20 protein-coding genes are annotated in these 22,018 nt (G+C 60.6%); 10 read left to right on the top strand and 10 right to left on the bottom strand.

Features of this window, described 5'->3' with window-relative positions; translation table 11 throughout:
• Window positions 1–8: 8 nt before the first annotated feature.
• The 7 genes from FFS45_RS03650 to FFS45_RS03620 all read right to left on the bottom strand — a co-directional run bounded on the left by FFS45_RS03650 (window position 9) and on the right by FFS45_RS03620 (window position 8,373).
• On the bottom strand, window positions 9–764 hold the full coding sequence (locus FFS45_RS03650) for a FadR/GntR family transcriptional regulator (protein WP_137953333.1): 756 nt from the start codon (window positions 762–764) through the stop codon (window positions 9–11).
• A gap of 172 nt (window positions 765–936) precedes the next feature.
• Window positions 937–1,689: an SDR family oxidoreductase gene (locus FFS45_RS03645; RefSeq protein WP_137953332.1), complete on the bottom strand. Its 753-nt coding sequence runs from the start codon at window positions 1,687–1,689 to the stop codon at window positions 937–939.
• A gap of 24 nt (window positions 1,690–1,713) precedes the next feature.
• Window positions 1,714–2,466 carry an SDR family oxidoreductase gene (locus tag FFS45_RS03640; protein ID WP_137953331.1) on the bottom strand — a complete coding sequence of 251 codons (753 nt, stop codon included), beginning with the start codon at window positions 2,464–2,466 and terminating at the stop codon, window positions 1,714–1,716.
• 31 nt (window positions 2,467–2,497) lie between these two features.
• A complete protein-coding gene (locus FFS45_RS03635) occupies window positions 2,498–3,694 on the bottom strand; it encodes an FAD-dependent oxidoreductase (protein ID WP_137953330.1) in 1,197 nt (398 codons plus the stop codon).
• Window positions 3,695–3,733: 39 nt separating this feature from the next.
• Entirely contained in the window at window positions 3,734–4,564 is an 831-nt protein-coding gene (locus FFS45_RS03630; protein ID WP_137953329.1) for an NAD(P)-dependent oxidoreductase, read from the bottom strand.
• A gap of 10 nt (window positions 4,565–4,574) precedes the next feature.
• Complete coding sequence (locus FFS45_RS03625) at window positions 4,575–6,257, bottom strand: hydantoinase B/oxoprolinase family protein (RefSeq protein ID WP_137953328.1); 1,683 nt, start codon at window positions 6,255–6,257, stop codon at window positions 4,575–4,577.
• A gap of 4 nt (window positions 6,258–6,261) precedes the next feature.
• On the bottom strand, window positions 6,262–8,373 hold the full coding sequence (locus FFS45_RS03620; RefSeq protein WP_137953327.1) for a hydantoinase/oxoprolinase family protein: 2,112 nt from the start codon (window positions 8,371–8,373) through the stop codon (window positions 6,262–6,264).
• A 459-nt stretch (window positions 8,374–8,832) separates the two neighbouring features.
• Here FFS45_RS03620 and FFS45_RS03615 point away from each other — a divergent pair, with 459 nt between their 5' ends.
• From FFS45_RS03615 to FFS45_RS03605, 3 genes are all read left to right on the top strand, one after another.
• A complete protein-coding gene (locus tag FFS45_RS03615; protein ID WP_137953326.1) occupies window positions 8,833–9,582 on the top strand; it encodes an electron transfer flavoprotein subunit beta/FixA family protein in 750 nt (249 codons plus the stop codon).
• 14 nt (window positions 9,583–9,596) lie between these two features.
• Window positions 9,597–10,532 (top strand): FAD-binding protein, encoded by a 936-nt coding sequence (locus FFS45_RS03610; RefSeq protein ID WP_137953325.1) that lies wholly within the window; start codon window positions 9,597–9,599, stop codon window positions 10,530–10,532.
• A gap of 83 nt (window positions 10,533–10,615) precedes the next feature.
• On the top strand, window positions 10,616–11,398 hold the full coding sequence (locus FFS45_RS03605) for a class II aldolase/adducin family protein (RefSeq protein WP_137953324.1): 783 nt from the start codon (window positions 10,616–10,618) through the stop codon (window positions 11,396–11,398).
• A gap of 59 nt (window positions 11,399–11,457) precedes the next feature.
• Here the strand turns inward: FFS45_RS03605 and FFS45_RS03600 are convergent, their stop codons facing one another.
• Window positions 11,458–12,168 (bottom strand): helix-turn-helix domain-containing protein, encoded by a 711-nt coding sequence (locus FFS45_RS03600; RefSeq protein ID WP_137953323.1) that lies wholly within the window; start codon window positions 12,166–12,168, stop codon window positions 11,458–11,460.
• 166 nt (window positions 12,169–12,334) lie between these two features.
• On the opposite strand from FFS45_RS03600, the gene FFS45_RS03595 reads away from it, so the two are divergent.
• The 7 genes from FFS45_RS03595 to FFS45_RS03565 all read left to right on the top strand — a co-directional run bounded on the left by FFS45_RS03595 (window position 12,335) and on the right by FFS45_RS03565 (window position 20,171).
• On the top strand, window positions 12,335–13,033 hold the full coding sequence (locus FFS45_RS03595; protein ID WP_137953322.1) for an RraA family protein: 699 nt from the start codon (window positions 12,335–12,337) through the stop codon (window positions 13,031–13,033).
• Entirely contained in the window at window positions 13,033–13,980 is a 948-nt protein-coding gene (locus FFS45_RS03590; protein WP_137953321.1) for a hydroxyacid dehydrogenase, read from the top strand. The genes FFS45_RS03595 and FFS45_RS03590 overlap by 1 nt, the downstream gene beginning before the upstream one ends.
• A 26-nt stretch (window positions 13,981–14,006) precedes the next feature.
• Window positions 14,007–14,936, top strand: coding sequence for an SMP-30/gluconolactonase/LRE family protein (locus FFS45_RS03585; protein ID WP_137953320.1), 930 nt, complete (start codon window positions 14,007–14,009; stop codon window positions 14,934–14,936).
• A gap of 80 nt (window positions 14,937–15,016) precedes the next feature.
• Entirely contained in the window at window positions 15,017–16,417 is a 1,401-nt protein-coding gene (locus FFS45_RS03580) for an MFS transporter (protein ID WP_137953319.1), read from the top strand.
• Entirely contained in the window at window positions 16,417–17,463 is a 1,047-nt protein-coding gene (locus FFS45_RS03575; RefSeq protein ID WP_137953318.1) for an amidohydrolase family protein, read from the top strand. The genes FFS45_RS03580 and FFS45_RS03575 overlap by 1 nt, the downstream gene beginning before the upstream one ends.
• The gene (locus tag FFS45_RS03570; RefSeq protein ID WP_137953317.1) at window positions 17,460–18,746 is read left to right on the top strand and encodes an MFS transporter; all 1,287 of its coding nucleotides are present in this window, start codon (window positions 17,460–17,462) and stop codon (window positions 18,744–18,746) included. Before FFS45_RS03575 ends, FFS45_RS03570 begins: the two co-directional genes overlap by 4 nt.
• A 99-nt stretch (window positions 18,747–18,845) precedes the next feature.
• On the top strand, window positions 18,846–20,171 hold the full coding sequence (locus FFS45_RS03565; RefSeq protein WP_137953316.1) for an MFS transporter: 1,326 nt from the start codon (window positions 18,846–18,848) through the stop codon (window positions 20,169–20,171).
• Window positions 20,172–20,419: 248 nt separating this feature from the next.
• Here FFS45_RS03565 and FFS45_RS03560 read toward each other — a convergent pair whose 3' ends face one another.
• Both FFS45_RS03560 and FFS45_RS03555 read right to left on the bottom strand, forming a co-directional pair.
• Complete coding sequence (locus FFS45_RS03560) at window positions 20,420–20,863, bottom strand: hypothetical protein (protein WP_137953315.1); 444 nt, start codon at window positions 20,861–20,863, stop codon at window positions 20,420–20,422.
• A 208-nt stretch (window positions 20,864–21,071) separates the two neighbouring features.
• Window positions 21,072–22,007 carry a LysR family transcriptional regulator gene (locus FFS45_RS03555; protein ID WP_137953314.1) on the bottom strand — a complete coding sequence of 312 codons (936 nt, stop codon included), beginning with the start codon at window positions 22,005–22,007 and terminating at the stop codon, window positions 21,072–21,074.
• Window positions 22,008–22,018 lie beyond the last annotated feature (11 nt).

The raw sequence follows: 22,018 nt of genomic DNA, 5'->3' as shown, positions 1-22,018 counted from the left end.
AAACCTCGTCAAACCTCGCCGCGAGTGCTCGTGAGGTTGTGATAGCGCTCAAGGCTCTCATTGAGATGACGCCGCATGGCGCGACGTGCTCCGCTTACGTCCTGGCGCTCAATGGCATCCAGAATGTCACCGTGTTCCCGCTGAATACGTCGAATGTATGTCTTGCGTTCCTTCGGAGTGGCTTTGCCATGCTTCAGGCGAAGGTCAATGATGATTTCCTGGCCGAGTGACCTGAGAATGGACGCAAAGTGCGGATTCTCCGAGCACACCGCGACGGCCAGATGAAATTCGAAGTCAGCGCGTGCGCACTCAGCGTCATCGTCGATCGCGACAATCTCCATGCGGGCATACACTTCTTTCAGCGCTCGCAGATGGGCTTCGGAGCGCCGCTGAGCCGCGTAGGCCGCGCACTCCGTTTCTACGCCGCTACGCAACTCCAGCACATGCATGGAATTATTCAGCGTCGTCGAGTCGATGAAACTGGCGCCGTCGGATTGTCCGGGCGCATCGGCGACGAATACGCCGACCCCGTGTCTCGCGATGAGTTTCCGGCCAAGCTTGAGCGAAGCGACGGCCTCACGGATCACCGTGCGGCTGACACCGAATTCTGTGCACAGCTCCGGCTCGGTCGGCAACTTGGAGCCAGGAGCATAGTCGCCCCGGTCGATTCTGTCGTTCAGAGCCTGGATAACCAGTTCCGTCAGGCTGCGTCGCTTTCCCGAGCTTGCCGCACTCTTGAGTAATGTTTCTGCGTCGAAGGTCATTCCGAGTCCCTCACACCGGACAATTAGAGCATCGCAGGCATTCCAGACAATGCCGCGGGGGCGCCGGGAGTCAGACCTGCGCCGTATGACATATTACGACTTTATCACAGCGAGGCTGCCGTCGCCGGTGGCGACGGCATGCATGTGCGCGCTATTTTCGTTCTGTTTGCGCTTAAGCGTAGATGTAGCCACCGCTCACGATGACGTTCTCGCCAGTCGTATAGGTGTTGCGGGAACTGGCCATCATCACGACCCATTGGGCGATCTCTTCGGGCTCCGCGGCGCGACCGAGCGGGTTTGCGGCCGCAAGCTCGCCGAGGAAGCCGGCGGCCTTCGCCTTCTCAGTGGCGAACCCGGCAGGCGCAACGGAGTTGACGAGGATGCCGTCTTTCGCCACTTCCTGCGCGAATGACCTGGTCAGGCTGACAACGGCGGCTTTCGTCGCTGCATAGTGCGCGTTCTGGGGGTGCGCCTTGAAGGCATCGACAGAGGTGATATTCACAATGCGCCCGGCGACATTGGCCTCGACCTTTGGCCGGCTGCGCATGTGTTCTATGGCCGCCACGGCCATGTGGTAGGTGCCCTTGATATTGACTGCATTTTCAAGGTCCCAGTCGTCATCGGAGATATCGAGGATCGGCCGGCGAGGGTAGATGGCAGCACTGTTAATCAGCGCATCGACTCGCCCAAGCGCGTCGAGCGCCTGCCTGAAAGCGGCGTGAGCGGCCTCGCGTCGCGTGATGTCTCCTTCGACTCCCGTTACATTGTGACCCTGAGTCCTCAGGGCCCCGACAGTTTCTTCGAGGAGCGGAGCATTCTTGTCAATCAAGGCGATGCTCTCGGCTCCGTCCGCGAGCATCAGCTTCGCAATCGCCAGGCCGAGGCCCGTCGCGCCACCTACAATTACCACTCTCTGATTCTTCATCGGGTTCTCCAGCTAATGACTTTGTTATGCGTCGATGGCGACAATCTGCGAACCGCCTGGTGCCTGGTCGGTGGGGAACACCTCGAGCCGCGAGACGTCCACCGAGTCGGGAAGCCTGAGTGCGGTCGAGAGAAGTTCTGCAATGTCTTCCGGCTGAATCGAGCGATAGCCGTCATACAGCTTTTCGTTTGCGGCCTGTTCGCCGAGTGCCGAGCGGTACAGGTTCGTCTGCACGCGCCCCGGAGCAATCTCCGTCACGCGAACCCGGCTGCCTAGCAGGTCACAGCGCAACGAGTCGCAGAACATGCTGATTGCGGCCTTTGTTGCACCGTACACGGCGGTGTTGGGATGCGGGAAACGGCCCGCGCTGGACCCGATGAAAAAGAGATGTCCGCGCCTGCGCTGCAACATCCCTTCGAGTGCCGTATGGGCAAGACGAAGCGGGGCGCGAAGATTGATGTCGATCATGCTGTCGATGTCGTCAGCCGAGCACGCATCAAATTTTTTGACGGCAGGAAGGAGTCCTGCATTGTTCACCATGACATCGATTTCAGCGTGTCCGAATACATCGCGCAACGACGATGAGTCGCGCAGGTCAAGCGCAATCGGAGTGATGCCACCTGCCGATGCAAGCTCATCGAGTGCGCTTGCATCGCGGCCGACTGCGTACACATGCAGGCCGTCTTCGACAAGCCGTCTTGCGATGGCCCGTCCGATGCCGCTGGATGCACCGGTTACCAACGCGTTGCGATAGTGACGATAGTGAGTAGAGTTCATTGCTTCGAAGAGGATGGCGTCGCGGGGACCGTTAAATCACCCCTTCCTCGAGGAAGGGCCTGTTTTCGACAACGCGCTGGTAGCCCAGAGGCGAGAGATCAAGCGCGCGATATTGACCGTAGGTGATCAGTTCGCTCAAGCCCCGGCCAATGGCGGGGGACTGCTGCAGACCGTGACCGCTGAAGCCGTTCGCGAACATGAAGTTGGTCACTTCGGCGTGCGGGCCGACAACTGCGTTGTGGTCCAGCATGCAGAAGTCGTAATGACCTGCCCAGGAACTCACGACCTTGATCGCCTCGAACGCGGGTACGCGTTCGGCGAGAGCAGGCCAGATGATGTCCTCGAACTCGGAATGGATGACCTCGAAGTCATCCACGTCCGCGAGCGGGTCGGGCTCGGGATAGCAGCCGGTCAGGTAGTACTTGCCCTCCGGACGGAAGAAGATACCCGTCGTGTCGATGGTGAGAGGCACGATGCCTTCGAGCGGAGTGCGGCAATCGAACACGAAGAGACAGCGCTTTCTTGGCTCGACAGGGATTTCAAGGCCGGCTTTCCGGGCGATGGCAGGGCCGCGGGTACCCGCGGCGTTGACCAGAACGCCGCAGCCGATCTCTTCGCCGCTCTTCAGTACGACACCGGTAATCCTCGAACCTTCACGACGAATCTCGACGACTTCGTTCTCGATGTACTCGACACCTAGCGAACGGGCTTTCTTGCGCATGCCCTGCAGCAGGCCATAGCTATCGAACCAGCCTTCGCCCGTTTGCCCATACACGCCGTTGACCAGACCTTCCGTGTTGAGCCACGGAAAGCGGAACGCCAGCTTTTCCGGGTCGAGCAGCACCACATCTGCGCCGTTCTCGCGCTGCGTTTCGTAGTTGCGCTCAAACATCGGCGCACCTTTTGCGTCTCCCAGATACAGGTATCCGTTTTCCTTGAAGCCGAGTTCAGGCGCGTCGCCATCGACGGCCACGAGTTCATGAAAGTTGCGGATGAATTCCGTGCCGAACTGGGAAATCCTAATGTTCAGCGGGTTGGAGAACTGATGCCGAATCGAGGCGCTTGAGAGTGCAGTTGCCGATTTCGCATAAGACCAGTCACGCTCCACGACAAGGACCGAACCCGAAAAATCCGGGTTATTCGCGAGGAAGTACGCCGTCGCGCTACCGACCACTGCGCCGCCCACTATGACGACGTCATAGTGGGACTTTTCTGCTTGCTGTGCCATCTTGATGCTGTCCAGGAGAGACGATCGGTTCCGAGGCGCTTACTTCGCTTTCGGGTCTTCGTAGTGCCCATCTGCCGCAAACTGGCCGCCCTGATACTTGACGGCAGGATTCCGCGGGTCTGGAGAGGGCGTGCTCGCATAGACCTCGTCAGCAAACGCATCCGCTGAATCCTGCGGGCGGTAGCCTAGATAGGCCGCCTCGGTGTTGTCCCAGAAGTTGGCGCTGTTGTGCGAGTTGCCGTAGACGATCATGTGGCCGACGCTCGGCGTTATGAGCGCGCGAACGCAGAGACGCGAAAAATCGTCGTACGAGAGCCAGGTCGCCAACATGCGCCGGTCGACGGGTTTCGGGAAGCAGGAGCCAATGCGCACGCATACCGATTCGAGACCGAACTTGTCAAAGTAGTAGCGCGACAGGTTCTCGACAAATGTCTTGCTCACACCGTAGAGGCTATCCGGGCGTTGCGGCACGCTCGCGTCGATGGTCTGCGTACATTCGTAGAAGCCAATTGCGTGAACCGAACTCGCGTAAATCACACGCTTCACACCAGACTGGCGGGCAGCTTCATAGATGTGGTAGCTGCCGGTAATGTTCGAATCCAGAATGACCTGGAAGGTGTTCTCGCGTGGCGCGCCGCCCAGGTGAATTACCACGTCTACCCCCTTCATCATGTCGAAGACGGCGTCGAGATCCGCGAGGTCGCACTCATGGTGGACCTCGTTATCGCGCCGCTCGCCTAACGAGGCGCGGTCGCTCAGCGTGAGTGTCTTCGCATAGGGGCGCAGAGATTCACGGAGTACCGAACCCAGTGCGCCGGCCGCTCCCGTAATCAGAATGTTCTCGAACGGGGGTTTGCTGATGTCTGTCATGCGTTGCTCCTTACTTGCCGGCGGCCGCGTTCAGCTCGTCAAGCGACAAGCCGTAGTCTTCACGCAGTTGCGTTTCAGAGATGTATTCGTTGCGCACGTCGCGAAGCAGGGCCTGCTTCGACCGATTTTCAGGCCAACCCACGCCGCCTCCGCCCGGCAACGACAGGGTGACCCGCTCGTGCTCGCCTACGGCCTGGGTGCCTTTGCCGCGCATCCTGGTTCCGTCCGAAAGCGTTACCTTGCCTGCCTCGCCTGACTTGCCGCCGGACTGCCCGCGTGCGGGGTGGTCAATACGGTCGAACATTGCGTTAAACCGGAAGTGATAGCCTTCGCGCGGGCCGATTTCCACGATCTGCCCAAGGCCGCCGCGATGCTCGCCGGCCCCACCTGAGCCTGAACGCATCTCCTTACGCCACACCACGATAGGACCCACCTGTTCGGTCGCCTCGACCGACATCGCGTGCACGCCACTCGGGAACGCCGTTGCCGACAGGCCATCGAGTTCCGGACGGGCGCCGGTGCCTCCACTGTTGAACATCAGGATTTCGCTGCCCTTGAGGCCCGAGTCTTCACGCACGGGACGCGCGCTGACATGCAGGTTCCAGAGCGCCCCGGAGCCTTCCGCGGGAACCCGGTTTGGCACGACCTTGTTTAGCGCGCCAAGCACGAGGTCAGGAACGAAGTGCCCGAGAACGTGACGGACCGCAACCGGGCTTGGATGCTGCGCGTTCAAAATGCAGCTTTCAGGTGCCTGAACACGGAAGGGCTCCAGCGACGCTGCGTTGTTCGGCACCTCCGGCGCAATGATGCACTTCAGACCGTAGCAGGCGTACGCTTTCGCGTAGAGGAGGGGTACGTTAATGCCGAACGGACTCGCCGGCGAGGAGCCGGTGAAATCCGCGAGCAGGTGGTCGTCGGCAATCGTGAGCGTAACGTTCAGCGCGACTGGCGTGTCATAGCCGTCGAGCGTCATTTCGTTCGTCGCTGTTTGCTTCGGCAGCGCAGCGATGCGCTCGAGCGTGGCTTCGCGACTGCGCGCCAGAATGAACTCACCGATGCCTTCGACGTCCTTCAGGTCGAATTCCTTCAGCATTTCGACGAGCCGCTTGTGGCCGGTACCGTTACACGACGCCAGTGCGTACAGGTCGCCCACGACCTTGTCGGCTTCACGCACATTGTGGCGAAGAATGTTGACCAGGTCGCGATTGACTTCGCCGCGCTCGATGAATTTCATGATCGGCACGAACAGACCTTCTTCGTACACTTCGCGCGAATCCGGGCCGAAGCCACGGCCGCCGATGTCGACCACGTGTGCCGTGCTGGCAAAAAAACCAATCAGTTCGCCGTTGTAGAACGAAGGAGAGACGACCGTGAAGTCATGCAGGTGGCCAGTGCCTTTCCATGGGTCATTCGTCAGATAGACGTCTCCCTCGTACATGCGCTCGAGGCCGATGTCGTTCATGAAGTGTTCAACTGCTTCGGCCATCGTGTTCACGTGACCGGGCGTTCCCGTCACGGCCTGCGCCAGCATGCGGCCGCGCTTGTCGAAGATGCCTGCGGACAAATCTCCTGCTTCGCGGACGCTGGTACTGAACGCGGTACGGATCAGGGCCAGTGCCTGCTCTTCGACCACGGAAATCAGACGGTTCCACATGACCTGCATGTGGATGGTGTCGAGATTGCTGAGTGACATGGGCTTACTCCTGATTTGCAGCGGCTGCGTTCAGTGCTTTCGAGACCGCGAGAAGACATCCGTCGGGTTGGACCGTCGCGTTGAACGACGAAGTGATCAGCGTGGACGTCTCCGGCTCAACAATGATGGCGGGGCCGCTGACGGTTTCGCCCACCTTCAGTGAGGCGCGCTCGACAATCGCGGCGTCCACGAACCTGCTCAGGGCGGCGTCGAAGATCTTGCGACCCTTGTCGATTTTCGCCGCGTCACGCGAGCTCACCAACCGCAGGCGTTCGACGGGCGGAAGCGGCGAGCTTGCCTTGACCGCCCAACTGACAATTTCGATGTCCAGACCGTCGATTGGGCGGCCGAAGAACTGGGTGTATGCCTTCGTAAACGATGCGCTGAAATGGTTGCGGTCCTCCGCAGTGAAACGCCGATACGGAATTGCAACCGGAATTTCCCAACCCTGTCCGACGTAGCGCATGAACGCCTTGATTTCGACGGTAGGCTCCGCGTCCCCTGAACCCTGGCGAGCAAAGTGAACGCTCTCCTCAGTGAGCTGCTCGACGATTTCGTTGAGCGCCTCGGCATCGAAATGGGCGAAACGCATGCTCGCGCTGCGCACACTTTCATATCCGAATGGCGCACGCAGGAATCCAATCGCTGAACCGACACCGGCGCCCGGCGGCACGATGAACTTCCTGATTCCGCTTTTCTCGCACAGGCGGGCCGCGTGCAGAGGCCCGGCGCCGCCGAAGGTAATCATCGTGTAGTCGCCGATATCCTTGCCGCTCTCAACCGCGTGAACGCGGGCGGCGTTGCTCATGTTCTCGTCGACGACCTCCGCCACGCCGTACGCGGCTTCTTCTGCGCTCAGTTTGATGAGGCCGCCAACCTCGGACACCATCGCGTTCGCCGCGTCGCCGGTGGACAGGGGGATGGAGCCGCCCGCGAAATTCGCCGGGTCGAGACGGCCCAGCAGCAGGTCGGCGTCGGTAACCGTCGGCTGGGTGCCGCCTCGCTTATAGCAGGCCGGCCCCGGCTCCGATGCCGCGCTATGCGGGCCGACGCGAATCTGCCGCATCACATCCAGCGAGGCGATCGAGCCACCGCCGGCGCCGATTTCGACCATCTCGACAACGGGGATGGAGATGGGCATGCCGCTGCCTTTCTTGAAGCGGTAGGTGCGTGCAACCTCGAACGTGTTTGCGGTCTTGGGCGTGAGGTCGTCGATGAGACAGATCTTGGCGGTGGTGCCGCCCATGTCGAAGGAGAGCACCGTGTTCAGGTCGTAACGGGCCGCGATGTGTGCGGCGAAGATCGCACCACCCGCCGGACCCGATTCGACCAGACGCACCGGGAATTCGGACGCGCTCTCAATCGAGACGATGCCGCCGCCCGAGTGAATGATGAAAATCGGACAAACGGCGCCTGCTTCACGAACCTTGCCCATCAGGCGGTCCAGATACGACTTCATGATGGGCCGCACGTATGCATTCGCGCAAACGGTATTGAAGCGCTCGAACTCGCGAATCTGCGGCGACACCTCGCTCGAGATGGACACCGAAACGTTCGGCAAGCGCTTGAGGATCGCATCGCGCATGAGGCGTTCATGCACACCATTGGCGTATGCATGGATGAAACCGATCGCGACGCTTTCGAAGCCGCCTTTCTCGATGCGGTTGACGATTGCCTGGATCTGGGCTTCAGTCGGCGCGAGCAGCACGCCGCCTTGTGCGTCGATGCGTTCGCTCAGCGTAAAGCGATCCGCGCGCTCGATGAGCGGCGGGGGCAGCTTGATGTTCAGGTCGTATTGCTCGAACCGATTTTCGGTTCGCATCTCGATGGTGTCGCGAAATCCTTCGGTGGTGACGAAGGCGGTTCTGGCGCCGCGCCGCTCGATGAGTGCGTTCGTCGCGAGCGTTGTGCCGTGAATGATGACGCCAATGTCCTTGAGCCCGATGCCGGCCTTACCCGCAACGATACTGATGCCTTTGATGATGGCGCGCTCGGGCGCCTCGTAATCCGTCAGCACCTTGGTGGAAAAGAGGCTCCCACCGAGTTCAAGCGCGACATCGGTGAAGGTCCCACCGATGTCAACACCAACCCGCGCTTTGTCGTGACTGGCCACCATGACTCTCCTTGTAAACCATGATATGTGCCGAGCAAGTGCTCAGCACGAATTCCCGATAACGCACGAACAATTGCTGGAGGCCGGTAACGCGCTGGGGACAGTTTGTGTCTTCCTCCGCTCCGCCATGTCTGCATGGCTCGAAGCCTTATTTTTGCTCGTTGACATATGATGAGTGACGTCTTACAGTGATGTCAAGCGAACAAAATTTTTTCCTTGCTTCATGGCATTCTTTCTCACCGTTGATGACTTGTAAAGCCATGTTTCATAAGGGTTGGAAGCCATGGTTTATTGACTGAAGGAAGCGCCGAAAGCTCGCTTGGGTAGAGAGTTTGGGTCGCCAAAATTTGGAAAATTTCTATGTTTTTTGCTTTTTTGACGAAAGTGAAGCGGTGCCGTCTCCGGCCGCTTTCGAGGCGGGCAAGACAGCAGGAATGTGAAACACATATCAAGGGAAACACGATGAAGGTACTTGTACCGGTGAAGCGCGTTGTCGACTACAACGTGAAAGTCCGCGTGAAGTCGGATTGCACGGGCGTGGACATCGCCAACGTGAAAATGGCCATGAACCCTTTTTGCGAAATCGCCGTGGAAGAGGCGGTGCGCCTGAAGGAGGCGGGTATCGCGTCGGAGGTTATCGCCGTTTCATGCGGCGTGACGCAGTGTCAGGAAACGCTGCGTACGGCATTGGCGATCGGCGCGGACCGCGGGATTCTGGTCGAGTCCACAGAAGAGTTGCAACCGTTGGCGGTTGCCAAGATTCTCAAGGCGCTCGTCGATCAGGAAAAGCCTGGCCTCATCATCCTCGGCAAGCAGGCCATTGACGATGACTCTAACCAGACGGGCCAGATGCTCGCCGCGCTGACCGGGCTTCCGCAAGCGACGTTCGCATCCAAAGTGACGGTTGCAGACGGCAAGGCCACCGTTGCGCGCGAAGCCGATGGCGGTTCCGAAACGCTGTCGCTGAAACTGCCCGCGGTCGTCACGACCGATCTTCGTCTGAACGAGCCGCGCTATGTGACGCTGCCCAACATCATGAAGGCGAAGAAGAAGCCGCTCGCGACCGTCACGCCGTCGGACCTCGGTGTCGATGTCACGCCACGGCTGAAGACGTTGAAAGTCACCGAGCCGTCCGGGCGTGTCGCGGGCATGACCGTGCCTGATGTGAAGACGCTCGTCGAGAAGCTCAGGACCGAAGCGAAAGTGCTGTGAGGAGACGCAGGAAAATGACGATTCTGGTGATTGCTGAACACGATAACGTGTCGATCAAGCCCGCAACGTTGAACACGATTGCCGCAGCGGCGAAAGTGGGCGGTGAAATTCATGTGCTGGTGGCTGGCTCGAACGCGCAGGCGGCGGCAGATGCGGCGTCAAAAGTCGCGGGCGTGTCCAAGGTGCTGCTGGCCGACGCACCCCAGCTCGCAGACGGCCTGGCCGAAAATGTCGCGCGCACGGTGCTGAACATCGCGGCGGACTACTCGCACCTTTTCGCGCCGGCGACGGCTTATGGCAAGAACATCGCACCGCGCATTGCTGCACACCTGGACGTCGCACAGATTAGCGACATCACCGCAGTCGGTAGCACCGACACGTTCGAACGCCCGATCTATGCCGGTAACGCTATCGCGACGGTGCAATCGAATGATCGCATCAAGGTCATCACGGTGCGTGCCACGGGTTTTGACCCGGCGGCAGCCGAGGGCAGCCAGGCGCCTGTGGAAAAAATCGAAGCCGCGGCCGACGCGGGAATCTCGCAGCTTGTCAGCCGCGAAGTAACGAAGCTCGACCGGCCGGAACTGACGAGCGCGTCAATCATCGTGTCGGGCGGCCGGGGTCTGGGCAGCGCGGAGAACTACACCCGAATTCTTGAGCCTCTCGCCGACAAGCTCGGCGCGGCGCTTGGGGCATCGCGCGCGGCCGTCGATGCGGGCTATGTGCCGAACGATTTTCAGGTAGGCCAGACCGGCAAGATTGTGGCGCCGCAACTGTATGTTGCAGTCGGCATTTCCGGTGCGATTCAGCATCTGGCCGGCATGAAGGACAGCAAGGTTATCGTCGCAATCAACAAGGACCCCGAAGCAGCTATTTTCGGGGTGGCTGACTTTGGCCTGGTGGGTGACCTGTTTGAACTGGTTCCCGGCCTTGTTTCATCCCTTGAATAGCGAGTCGTCTACTTTTAACTTCGGCGATGCGCTGGGCGTGCACGCGTGACTCGTCGAACCTCAATCACGGAGAACCTCGAAACATGATTTCCACCACCGACCCGCACATCAACCGAAAGCCGCGCAACATCTCGCAGGCGGAGTGGGATACCCGCGTCCAGTTGGCCGCCGCGTACCGGCTTGCCGCGAAGTTCGAGCTGACGGACCTGATTTACACGCACATTTCCGCGCGAGTTCCCGGAACGGACGATCAGTTCCTCATCAACCCGCACGGGTGGTTCTTCGACGAGATTACCGCGTCGTCTCTGGTGAAGATCGATGTCAACGGCAACCCCATTGGCGATGACCGGTTCGAAGTCAACGCCGCGGGCTTCACCATCCATAGCGCGTTGCACCAGGCGCGCCACGACGTCGAATGCGTGGTGCACCTCCACACGACGTATGGCATGGCAGTCGCAGCAATGGAATGCGGTCTTCTGCCTCTGAACCAGATCAGCATGCAGTTCTACAACCGGGTCGCGTACCACGAGTACGAAGGCATCTCGCTGGAACTCGACGAGCGCGAACGCATTGTGGAGTCGATTGGCAAGAAGGACTACCTCATCCTTCGCAATCACGGACTGCTCACCACGGGCAGGTCGGTTGCTGAAGCGTTCACACGCATGTATTACCTGAACAAGGCCTGCGAGATTCAGGTGGCGACGCTTTCTGCCGGCCAGAAGGTGATTATCCCTTCCCCGGAAGTGTGTGAGCACGCGGCGAAGCAGCACGACGATTATGCGTACCTCGACACGGTCCACCTAGACCGGGAGTGGACCGCATTGCTGCGACTACTGGAGCGCGACGGCGGGAGTTATAGGGTCTAACCGACCCGGCTTTCTTCAGACGACGTTAGGACCGGCCGTCAGTTGGTGTCGGGCGGTTCTCAACCCCCATACATCCTTTCACAAAACGCCGCACTCGCCCCCAGCTTGCGCGACAACTCGGACGCCGCATTCAACTGAAAGCGATCGAATTCGTTCGACGCATGGGCGGCCTCGAGCCGCGATGCCGCGCCAGACAAGGTCAATGCCGCCTTGAACTTGTCACCCTCGCCGAAGACCGGCGTGGCAAATGCCGCGGTGTGCCGGTCGCGTGCGCCGGACGTGAAGGTGGGTAGCGTTGGAGGTGTTTCGTACAACGGCTCTTTGAGCCCCCAGTATCTCAACACCCGGCTGATAGCCGTGTCGTCGAGCGGAAGTGCGGTTCCCGGCAGACGCGTTTCCCTCAGTCCTTCCGACGGTTCCGCTCTGAAAAGACAGAGACGCTGACCGTGGTCGATAACGTAGTAGGATGCGCTCTCCCGCGTCTCGGCCGCCAGCTTGTGCAATATCGGCTCAACGAGCGACGAAAGATGGAACGACTGCTCGTACAGCTTGCCAAGATACAGAACACGCGGGCCAAGCGAGTACATGCCGGTCTCTGAGCGCACGACGTAGTTCATGCGCTCCAGCGAATTCATCAAGCGATACACCGTCGTCTTGTGCATCCCGGACGCTTGCGCAAGCGCAGCCAGCGCAAGTGCCTCCGCGCCAGGCTTGAAGCAGTCCAGCAACGACAGCGCCTTCTCCACGGCCGCTACACCTTCGTTTCCCATCTTCGTGTCCTGTTTGCTCTGTTCGGAGATTGTACACAGTAAAACGGTGATTTACTCGGTAAAAGGGTAAACGCCAGTGGAAATCCGCTTTCCTCGCAAGCTATAGTGGTTTCACTGAGTACACCATAGTTGTACATAGTACAACATCACTTGCAGAGGTAAGGTTATGAGCACCCCGTCGAATGATTCATCGCCCATCTCCCGCGACATTGAGCGCGTGCCGCCCGAACTCGTCGCGGAGGCTTCGAAATTCCAGGCCGCCATTCTTGCGGATGTCGCTGGCCGTCGCGGCACGCTGAATGGCCGCGTCAAGCCGCTGTCGCCCAAAATGAAAGTGGCGGGTCCGGCTGTCACCGTTGAAGTGCGGCCGGGCGATAACCTCGCCATTCACGCGGCGCTCGCCATTGCCAGGCCGGGTGATGTGATTGTGGTCGACGGCAAGGGCGACCAGACCTGCGCCCTGATTGGCGAAATCATGGCCACGCAGGCCCACGCAACGGGTATTGCGGGTTTCGTTATCGATGCGGCTGTGCGTGACTCGCATGAACTTGTGCACGGCGACTTCCCGGTCTTCTCGGCTGGCCTCAACCCATGCGGCCCGACCAAGAGCGTCGCAGGGCGCGTGAACGCCCCCATCTCGGCCGGCGGGACGAGCGTCAATCCCGGCGACCTCGTCGTGGGCGACGCCGACGGTGTCGTCGTCATACCGCGCCACGACGTGCCGAAGATTCTCGAACTGGCGCAGAAAAAGGTCGAGGCGGAGGCGAGGCGCATCGCGGCAATCAAGAACGGCGACACCCGTGCGACGTGGCTGGAGAAGGAGCTGCGCGCGGTCGGCATGCTGGCGGAAGGCGAGGCACTGTGATGCAAACGAGCCAGCAAAAGCCAGTCATCCTGGTTACCGCAGCCGACCTGGCGCCTGAGGCGCTCGAGATGTTGAACGGCTTCGAAGTGGTATTCGCGGGAAAGCAGCCCACCGAGGACGAGGTGGTCGCGCTGTGCGCCGCACGCAAGCCCGTCGCCATCATCGTTCGCTACGGCAAGATCAACGCGCGAATCATGGACGCCGCCGGCCAGCTCGAGGTGATCTCCAAGCACGGTAGCGGCATTGACGTTATCGACCAGGACGCCGCGGCGCAGCGCGGGATCACGGTGCGCGCCGCGGTCGGCGCCAATGCGGCGGCGGTCTCCGAACACGCATGGGCTCTGATCCTCGCGTGTGCGAAGTCGGTTCCCCAACTGGATCTCCGTATGCGAGCGGGGCATTGGGATAAGGCGATTCACAAGTCTGTGGAACTGGACGGACGCACGCTCGGTGTGGTCGGTCTCGGTTCAATCGGACGGCGGGTGGCGGCAGTCGGCGTCGCCTTTGGCATGAAGGTCCTCGCCCATGACCCGTTCGCGAAGGAAGCGCCGGTGGGGGTGACACTGGCCGGGCTTGATGCGCTGTACAACCGCTCCGATGTCGTTTCGCTGCATTGCCCGCTCACGCCGGAGAACCGTCAGATGCTGAACCGCGAGACCTTCGCGCGCTTCAAGCGGGGCGCGATTCTCGTGAACACGGCACGCGGCGGTCTTATCGACGAAGCAGCGCTCGTCGAGGCACTGGCCGAAGGTCAACTGGCTTGCGCCGGCCTCGATAGTTTCAGTGTCGAGCCGATGCCGAATCCTCACGCGTTCCAGAGTGCCCCCAATCTCATTCTCTCGCCCCACATCGGCGGTGTCAGCGACGCGGCCTACGTGAACATGGGGAAGGGCGCCGCCGCCAATGTACTCGCCGTACTCGAAGAGCGGGCTCGCACAGCAGCGTGATTTGTCCTGGAAGCTAGAGGTTCGACATGTTTTTCCTCAACTCACCCGACGTGCGCCCAGCGGAAGTCTTTACGCGCATGCCTGAGAAATACCGGAAGCCGGACGTCCAGACGGATTGGGCCCGGGCGAACCGGGGCGGCCAGAGAACAGATTCATTTCTCGAAGGTCCGGTATGGAGTCCGAATGGATTTCTCTACGTAACGGACATTCCTCATGGCCGGGTGTTTCGTATTGCTCGCTCGGGCGAGTGGGAGCTTGTCGTCGAGTACGGCGGCGAACCGAACGGGATGAAGCTTTTCGATGATAGCCACCTGCTCATCACCGACTATCGCAACGGATTGATGTTGCTCGACATCGAGCGCGGCGAGGTTCGCCCGTATCTCGAGCGCCGCAATACCGAGCGCTTCAGGGGTGTCAACGACCTGACGTTCGATTCCGCCGGCAACCTCTACTTCACGGACCAGGGCCAGACGGGTCTGCATGATCCGACGGGCCGCGTGTACCGGTTGAGTCCGGAAGGCAGACTCGACATGCTGCTCGGCAATTGCCCGAGCCCGAATGGCCTCGTGTTGTCGCCGGATGAAAAGGTGCTTTACGTTGCGATGACGCGCGGCAACTGCGTGTGGCGCGTTCCGCTGCAGGCCGACGGCTCGGTCAGCAAGGTCGGCCAGTTCTTCACCTCGTATGGGCCGAGCGGCCCCGACGGTTTGACCATCGACACGCAGGGGCGCCTCCTTGTCGCCAACCCGGGCCTTGGACGAGCCTGGGTTCTCAACCACCATGCAGAGCCTGTCGTGGTGTTGACGAGTCCCGAGGGCGCATCGCTGACGAACCTGTGTTTCGGTGATACCGACATGAAGACGCTGTTCATGACCGAGTCGGTCAGCGGTAGCGTCCTTGTTGCAAGGATGGACGTGGCAGGTGTGCTTCCAAAGCAGGCACGCCCGCGCATCTGAGACGCTAACCGGCGCGGCCGGGTTGACCGCGAAACCAGATGACGAGTCGCGTTCCATGAAGCGCGACGGAGGAGCACACCATGCAGATTTCTCACACCCTGAGGGGCGTGGCGCAAAAGGCTGATGCAGAGCACGTTGCCGATGACGCTGCACTGTCCGACGAGCATGCCGCCAGCGAGCGCACGCTCGCCAAGGTGTTTCGCCGCATCCTGCCGTTTATCTTCGCGTGCTACGTCGTCAGTTACCTGGACCGCACCAACGTGGGCTTTGCCGCGCTCACCATGAATCGTGATCTCGGCCTGACTGCGGAGCAGTTCGGTTGGGGTGCCGGGCTTTTCTTTATCGGGTATTTCGTCTTCGAAATACCGAGCAATCTGATTATGCAGAAGGTCGGCGCACGCGTATGGATTGCACGGATCATGATTACGTGGGGCGTGTTCTCAATGCTGACTGCGTTCGTCGCCGGCCCCAAAAGTTTCGCCGCAGCCCGCTTTCTGCTTGGCGTCGCCGAGGCCGGTTTTACGCCCGGCATCTACCTGTATTTCACGCACTGGTTTCCCGGCAAGTGGCGCGCGAAGGTTACCGCCGCATTTCTCGTTGGCATTCCCGTGGCGAACATGATTGGTTCGCCGATTTCGGGCGCACTGCTGCAACTCGGCGGAATGCACGGGCTGCGCAGCTGGCAATGGCTTCTGCTGATGGAAGGCTTACCCGCCGTCGTCCTCGGCATCGCCTGTTTGTTTGTGCTGGCCGATCGCCCCGAAAAAGCGAAATGGCTCAGCGACGAAGAGAAGGCGATTCTTGTGCGCCGTCTTGCCGTGGAGCAAAAAGACATCGCGACGAAGCACGGCGCAAAGCTGCGCGACGCGATGACCAACTGGCGGGTCTTCGCTCTTGCGTTCGTCAATTTCTGCGGCATTGTCGGCTCCATTGGGGTGGGTCTCTGGATGCCGCAAATCATCAAACAGTTCGGCGTCAGCCATGCGGTGGTCGGCGCACTGACGGCGGTGCCTTACGCCATTGGCGCCGTGGCGATGCTCCTGTGGGCCCGATTGGCGAATCGGGTTAGCAATCGCATTCCCTATGTCGCGGGCGCACTGGTGATTGCCGGCGCTGCGCTGACGGCAAGTGTGATGACCGATGTACCGGCTCTCAAGCTGGTCGCGTTGTGCTTCACGGTCAGCGGAATTCTCGCGTTTCAGGCCACCTATTGGGCTATCCCCTCGAGTTTTTTGACCGGCCGGGCTGCTGCCGGGGGACTCGCACTCATTGTATCGGTCGGCAATCTTGGAGGATTCGTCGGCCCCTCGATGATTGGCCTTATCAAACAGACATCGAACGGCTTCACCGCCCCGCTGATGGCGGTGGCCGCCGTGCTGCTGGTGGGCGCCGCGACGATTGCCTGGCTCGGCGACCCGGGCGCTCCCATACGCCGGCGCGAGAGGTTGGCGCTCGGGCATTCCGACGCCGGGAGCCGCTGATGCAAATCGTGAACGCTCCGCATCTTCCTGTCCGGGCCGATTGGCTTGCTCTGCGCGATGAACCCGTGCTGCAACCGGACTGGCCGATCGTCGACGCTCACCATCATCTCTGGGACCGTCAGAGCGGACGTTATCTCGCGCACGAATTTCTCGAGGACACGGGTTCCGGTCATCGGGTCGTGTCGACGGTGTACGTGCAATGCCGTTCAATGCTGCGGACTGACGGCCCTGTCGAGATGCGGCCGGTAGGCGAGATCGAGTTCGCAAACGGTATCGCGGCAATGAGCGCGAGCGGCGCGTGTGGGCAGACGCGATGTTGCGAAGCGATTGTCGGCGGAGCGGATTTGTCACTAGGCGAGGGCGTTGCACCGGTGCTTGAAGCAATGCTGCAGGTGTCGGGCGGGCGGCTGCGTGGCATTCGCAACCCGCTTGCGCGGCATGAAAGCGATGCCGTCAGGTCGAGCCCCGTGACACCGCCTCGCGGTCTGATGCAAGACGCCGGATTCAGAGCGGGCGTCGCAACCTTGGCAAGGTACGGCCTCTCGCTGGATGCGTGGGTCTATCACTCGCAACTCGATGAGCTCTACGAGCTTGCCCGCTGCGTGCCTGACGTCATGGTTGTTATCGATCATTTCGGCGGGCCGGTCGGTGTCGGGCCTTACGCGGGGCACCGCGCAGAAGTGCTGGCTGTTTGGCGCAGCAGCCTTCAACGGCTCGCCACGCTGCCGAACACCTGCATGAAGCTTGGCGGCGCCGGCATGCCGGTTTTCGGTTACGACTTCGCCAGTGCCGGATTGCCGCCGTCGTCGCAACAGCTCGCCGATGCATGGCGACCTTATTTCGATGTCTGCATCGACCTCTTTGGCGCCGATCGCTGCATGTTCGAAAGCAACTTTCCGGTCGACAAGGGGATGTTTAGCTATTGCGTTCTGTGGAACGCGTTCAAGCGGCTTGCCGCTCACGCATCTGCCGCGGAACGCGAAGCGCTCTTCAGTGGCACCGCGACACGAATTTACCGCTTGCGCGGGACAAGAGACACCGTATGAAATCATCGATCAGTATGGCAGCAGCGGAAATGGCGAGGGCGCAGGACGCCGAAGCACATCGTTACCGTAGTATCACGCGTCCCGAATGGCGTTCACTGACTCTCGCTGGACTTGGATGGACGTTCGAGAGCTACGACTCCTTCCTGCTCTCGCTGCTGCTGCCGGTGCTCGCGCTTCAGTTCGGCTTGTCGAAGGCGGAGCTTGGGCTGTTCACCAGCATCACGGCGGCGGGGCAAATCACCGGCGGAATCATTTTCGGCTGGGTGTCCGACCGTCTGGGCCGGGTAAGAACAGCCACGCTTTGCATCGGCATCTACTCGGCTTTCTCCGGGCTGCTGTCCATTGCGCCGAATGAACACTGGTTTGCAAGCTTCCGCTTCTTCGGGGCGCTTGGAATGGGGGGAATGTGGACCTCGGGTGCGGCGCTGGTCGCGGAAACCTGGCACGCAAGCCGTCGCGGCAAGGGTGGCGCACTCATGCAGATGGGCCTGCCTGTTGGGGCAATTCTCGCCATTACCATCGCCGGTATTGTCAGCAGTTCTTATGGTGGACTCGCCGGTAACGCGTGGCGGCTGCTGTTCGTGATTGGCGCATTGCCGTTCTTCATTCTGTTCTTCGTCGCACGGACGACGCCGGAGTCAGCCATCTGGCTGGAGCGGCGTGCATCGAAAGAGCAGATGAGCGCTGCTGTTCCGGTGACACCGGTCAGGACGAACGTGCGCGGACTTGTCCTCGCGTTCACGTTCATCTTCTTCCTGCAATACCTCTACTGGGGTGTGTTCACATGGACGCCGACATTTCTGCAGACGGTCAAGCATCTGGATTTCGTCCATAGCCTGAAGTTTGTTTTTGCGCTTCAGTTCGGCGCGATTGCCGGCTTCCTGCTTTTCTCGGCGCTAGTCGACCGGCTGGGACGACGCCCGATGTTCCTCGCCTATCTGCTGGTCGGCGCTGTGGCCGTGGGCGTGTACATCGTCTCGACGGACCCGTTGGCGTTAATGGCCGCAATCTTTCTGACGGGCTTCGGCGTGAATGGCATCTTCGCGGGCGCGGGCCCATTTCTCGCCGAGGTTATCGGCAATACCGCATCACGCGGATTGCTGATGGGATTTGCCTATAACGGCGGCCGGCTCGGCGGGTTTATCGCGCCGCTCGTGATCGGCGCGCTGGCTTCGACCACGGGAGGTTTCACCCTCGGGCTTGCGACGACCATCGTTGCCTTCGTTGCGGCGGCAATCGTGGTTCTGCTTGCGCCCGAAACACGCGGCAAGGCACTCGAATGAGCGCCGTCGACCGGCCGCTAGCGTTCGACGCGCTTATTTCCGGCGCTCGCGGAAATCAAAAAGCGGCGCTAAGGCGCACAATAAAGGTTGGAGACATCTATGCAATCGGCTAAAGACGCAGCACTATCCGCCATCGAACGACAGACGGTCCGAAAGGTCGTCTTGCGGCTTGTCCCTTTCCTGATGGTGTGTTACCTGCTTGCCTTTATCGACCGGGGCAATGTCGGGATGGCCTCCCTGCAGATGAATCATGACCTTGGCATGTCGGCGAAGGTATTTGGCTTCGGCAGCAGCCTGTTCTTTGTCTCGTACTTCTTCTGCGAGGTGCCGAGCAATCTGGCGCTCGAGAAGTACGGCGCGCGAATCTGGATTGCCCGCATCATGATTACGTGGGGCATTGTGTCGGCAGCAACCGCGCTGGTGCAGAATGGGACTTCGTTTTACATCCTGCGCTTTCTGCTCGGTGCGGCCGAAGCGGGTTTCTTTCCAGGCGTGTTGCTGTATCTCTCGTACTGGATTCCCTCTGCCTATCGTGCGCGCATCGTTGCCACGTTCATGGTCGCCATTCCAGCGGCGAGCTTCATCGGCTCGCCCATCTCGGCATTGCTTCTGCAGATGGATGGCTTCGCTGGCCTGCGCGGCTGGCACTGGCTGTTCATTCTTGAAGGTGTCCCCACGATCCTGCTCGGTGTCGCCTGCCTGTTCCTGTTGACGAACAAGCCGGAAAACGCCAGATGGCTCAGCGACGACGAACGCAAATGGCTCGTGAACGCGCTGGCCACCGAGCACAAGGCGCCTAAAAAAGTGCTCTCCATGCCGTTGACGAAGCTGTTTTGCAACCGATACGTGTTGTGCCTTGCGCTCGTCGACACGTGCGCGTCGGCGGCGGGCAGCACGCTTTCTGTGTGGCAGCCGCAGTTGCTGAAATCCTTCGGTCTCACTGTTATGGAGACCGGCTTGCTGAACTCGGTCCCCTACGCGGTCGCGTCGATCCTGATGGTGGTCTGGGGACGACGTTCGGACCGGCTGGGCGAACGCCGCTGGCATACCGTGGTGCCGATGCTGCTGATTGGCGCGGGGCTCTTTGCGACTTCGCTCAGCGGGTCGCTCGTGCCGACGGTTTGCATGCTCTGCGCGGTACTGGTTGGTGCGTATTCCTTCAAGGGCCCATTCTGGGCGCTCGCCACCGACATGCTGTCGAATAGCGCGGTCGCCGCGGGTCTTGCAACGGTCAACGCCATTGCGAATCTGCTAGGTGGCGGCCTGATGGTCAATGTCTATGGGGTGGTCAAAGACGCGACCGGCAGCTATGCGCTTGCACTTATGCCACTCGCCATCCTGACGCTTTTGAGCGTAGCGACCCTGCTGCTGCTCACTCGCGCCACGCAGGCGAACCAACTGACCGGAAAGACGGAGACTGTCTGAGCATGTCGAATAGAAAAAGACGCGAGTTCCTGCGCTATGCAGGCGCCGTGACGGCGGCCTGTGCACTTCCCGGGATGGCTGTTGCTGAAGAAACCTGGTCGAGAAGTGAAATACGTGGGCTACGTTGTCCGGCCCGTACGTGGACAGCAAGACGGGTGCGCCGCCGGTCAGGTCATTGCATATAGGGGCAACGGGAGTAATAGCAGTGATGCCGCTGCTGCGAAGCCGCTAGCGGCTCACGAAGCGATTCACGAAATCGGCCCAGTGTAACTATTGAACGTACATTCTTCGCCGAATGCGCTGGTTGTTGTCCGCACCGTCATGACGTTGACGACCGGACAGGTTACGTCGACGGAGTCGACCACCTTGACGTGACCAGAGTGAATGCCGAGTCCGGTCTGCACGGACTGCGGGGGTTCGTTGTGCGTAACCGTCGCGGTAACAATCGTCACACCGCCGGAGAGTGGCTGATCGAGGCGAATGCCGACGAGCATATGCGGCTTGTTATCGTCGCCGGTCGCTTTGCCGACAGACATCACCTTTCCTGCTGCATGAACGTCATGCAAGGTCGATCGCTGGATCTGTTTCAGCATCGATGGGTCTATCTGTGGCTGCTGTTGCGCCACGACACTAGCTGGGCCAAAGATCGCCGCCGAGATACCGATGACAAAGAACCTGCGCAGGTCTTTCACACGTGCCTCCCAAGGTTGTGAACATCAACTGCGCGCCAATCCTACAGGATTGATGTCAGCATGTCGCGGCTATCGAAGAATCCAACCTGCGAATATGAGAGCCGGGTGGAAATCCACCCAAACCGCATGTTTTATCAAAGCTGCGTCATACTGCGACGGTATGGTTGATGGTCAACAGTGCGATTGGCATCGCGATCCAGTAGGCCATTTACAACCTGGACGCACGCTTGTCGCCATACGTCTTTAGCCCGCTTTCAGCCAGCACCGTAGTCAACGAACCACGCAGTAGTTCAACAGGACGCATCAGCCGGCCAGGCAGCGAGCCGTGCAGGAACCACGCCTCGACGCCCGTGCGGAAATCGACGGCATCGATCACCTGCAGCGCGTCGCGATGAGCCGAACGCGCGAGCACGTCCGGCGTAGCGACGCCGATGCCCAGACCGCGTGCTACCAGAGATAGTTGGAGATCCGAACCAAATGCTTCGACGGCGACGTTGAATGGCAAGCCGGCCATTTCCAGGGCGCGGCCCAAGGCGGAGCGCATCCCGCAGCCGTTCTGGTTGAGCACCCACGCGTATCTGGCGAGATCGGAGAGCGCCACTGGCGTATCGGGCAGGCCCAGCGAGCGCGCAGCAACGATCACCGTCGGCTGGAAGGCGAGGGCGGTTGCGCGCAGCGTGTCGGGTGGCATGAAGTTCGAGGGCATCAGCACAACCGCTGCATCCAGCGCTGCCCGTTCAACGCTTTGTACGAGGCCCAGTGACCAGCCCGCCGTAATCCGCAGGGTGAGCTGCGGAAATGCGCTGCGCAAATGGTCGACCGGTTTTTCCAGCGCGACGTCGGCCAGAAACGGCGGCATGCCGATTCTCAGTTCGCCGGCCGGCTCGCTGTCGGCTGACGCCACCGACAGCAGATCGTCGACCGCGCTCAGCACTGTGCGCGCGAGCGCATAGACCTCGTTACCGGTGGCGGTCGGCTTGAGCGGTTTGCTCTGGCGGTCGAGCAGTTCGGCGCCGAGCGTGGTTTCGAGGCTCTGCACGCGGCGCGTCAGACCGGGCTGCGTCAGATGAAGGCGCTCCGCGGCGCGCACCATTGAGCCGCTCTCGATGACCGCAACGAACGCCTGCAGATCACGTGTATTCAAAACAAACTCGC

The organism is Burkholderia sp. 4M9327F10, from assembly GCF_005503145.1.
GTDB lineage: Bacteria > Pseudomonadota > Gammaproteobacteria > Burkholderiales > Burkholderiaceae > Paraburkholderia.
The sequence above is the reverse complement of the archived record's forward strand: the minus strand, read 5'-3'. Positions and strand labels throughout refer to the sequence as shown.

Excerpts from the sequence above, each read along its gene's own strand:
- FFS45_RS03650 (WP_137953333.1), bottom strand. The coding sequence starts at position 764 with ATGACCTTCGACGCAGAAACATTACTCAAGAGTGCGGCAAGCTCGGGA.
- FFS45_RS03645 (WP_137953332.1), bottom strand. The coding sequence starts at position 1,689 with ATGAAGAATCAGAGAGTGGTAATTGTAGGTGGCGCGACGGGCCTCGGC.
- FFS45_RS03640 (WP_137953331.1), bottom strand. The coding sequence starts at position 2,466 with ATGAACTCTACTCACTATCGTCACTATCGCAACGCGTTGGTAACCGGT.
- FFS45_RS03635 (WP_137953330.1), bottom strand. The coding sequence starts at position 3,694 with ATGGCACAGCAAGCAGAAAAGTCCCACTATGACGTCGTCATAGTGGGC.
- FFS45_RS03630 (WP_137953329.1), bottom strand. The coding sequence starts at position 4,564 with ATGACAGACATCAGCAAACCCCCGTTCGAGAACATTCTGATTACGGGA.
- FFS45_RS03625 (WP_137953328.1), bottom strand. The coding sequence starts at position 6,257 with ATGTCACTCAGCAATCTCGACACCATCCACATGCAGGTCATGTGGAAC.
- FFS45_RS03620 (WP_137953327.1), bottom strand. The coding sequence starts at position 8,373 with ATGGTGGCCAGTCACGACAAAGCGCGGGTTGGTGTTGACATCGGTGGG.
- FFS45_RS03615 (WP_137953326.1), top strand. The coding sequence starts at position 8,833 with ATGAAGGTACTTGTACCGGTGAAGCGCGTTGTCGACTACAACGTGAAA.
- FFS45_RS03610 (WP_137953325.1), top strand. The coding sequence starts at position 9,597 with ATGACGATTCTGGTGATTGCTGAACACGATAACGTGTCGATCAAGCCC.
- FFS45_RS03605 (WP_137953324.1), top strand. The coding sequence starts at position 10,616 with ATGATTTCCACCACCGACCCGCACATCAACCGAAAGCCGCGCAACATC.
- FFS45_RS03600 (WP_137953323.1), bottom strand. The coding sequence starts at position 12,168 with ATGGGAAACGAAGGTGTAGCGGCCGTGGAGAAGGCGCTGTCGTTGCTG.
- FFS45_RS03595 (WP_137953322.1), top strand. The coding sequence starts at position 12,335 with ATGAGCACCCCGTCGAATGATTCATCGCCCATCTCCCGCGACATTGAG.
- FFS45_RS03590 (WP_137953321.1), top strand. The coding sequence starts at position 13,033 with ATGCAAACGAGCCAGCAAAAGCCAGTCATCCTGGTTACCGCAGCCGAC.
- FFS45_RS03585 (WP_137953320.1), top strand. The coding sequence starts at position 14,007 with ATGTTTTTCCTCAACTCACCCGACGTGCGCCCAGCGGAAGTCTTTACG.
- FFS45_RS03580 (WP_137953319.1), top strand. The coding sequence starts at position 15,017 with ATGCAGATTTCTCACACCCTGAGGGGCGTGGCGCAAAAGGCTGATGCA.
- FFS45_RS03575 (WP_137953318.1), top strand. The coding sequence starts at position 16,417 with ATGCAAATCGTGAACGCTCCGCATCTTCCTGTCCGGGCCGATTGGCTT.
- FFS45_RS03570 (WP_137953317.1), top strand. The coding sequence starts at position 17,460 with ATGAAATCATCGATCAGTATGGCAGCAGCGGAAATGGCGAGGGCGCAG.
- FFS45_RS03565 (WP_137953316.1), top strand. The coding sequence starts at position 18,846 with ATGCAATCGGCTAAAGACGCAGCACTATCCGCCATCGAACGACAGACG.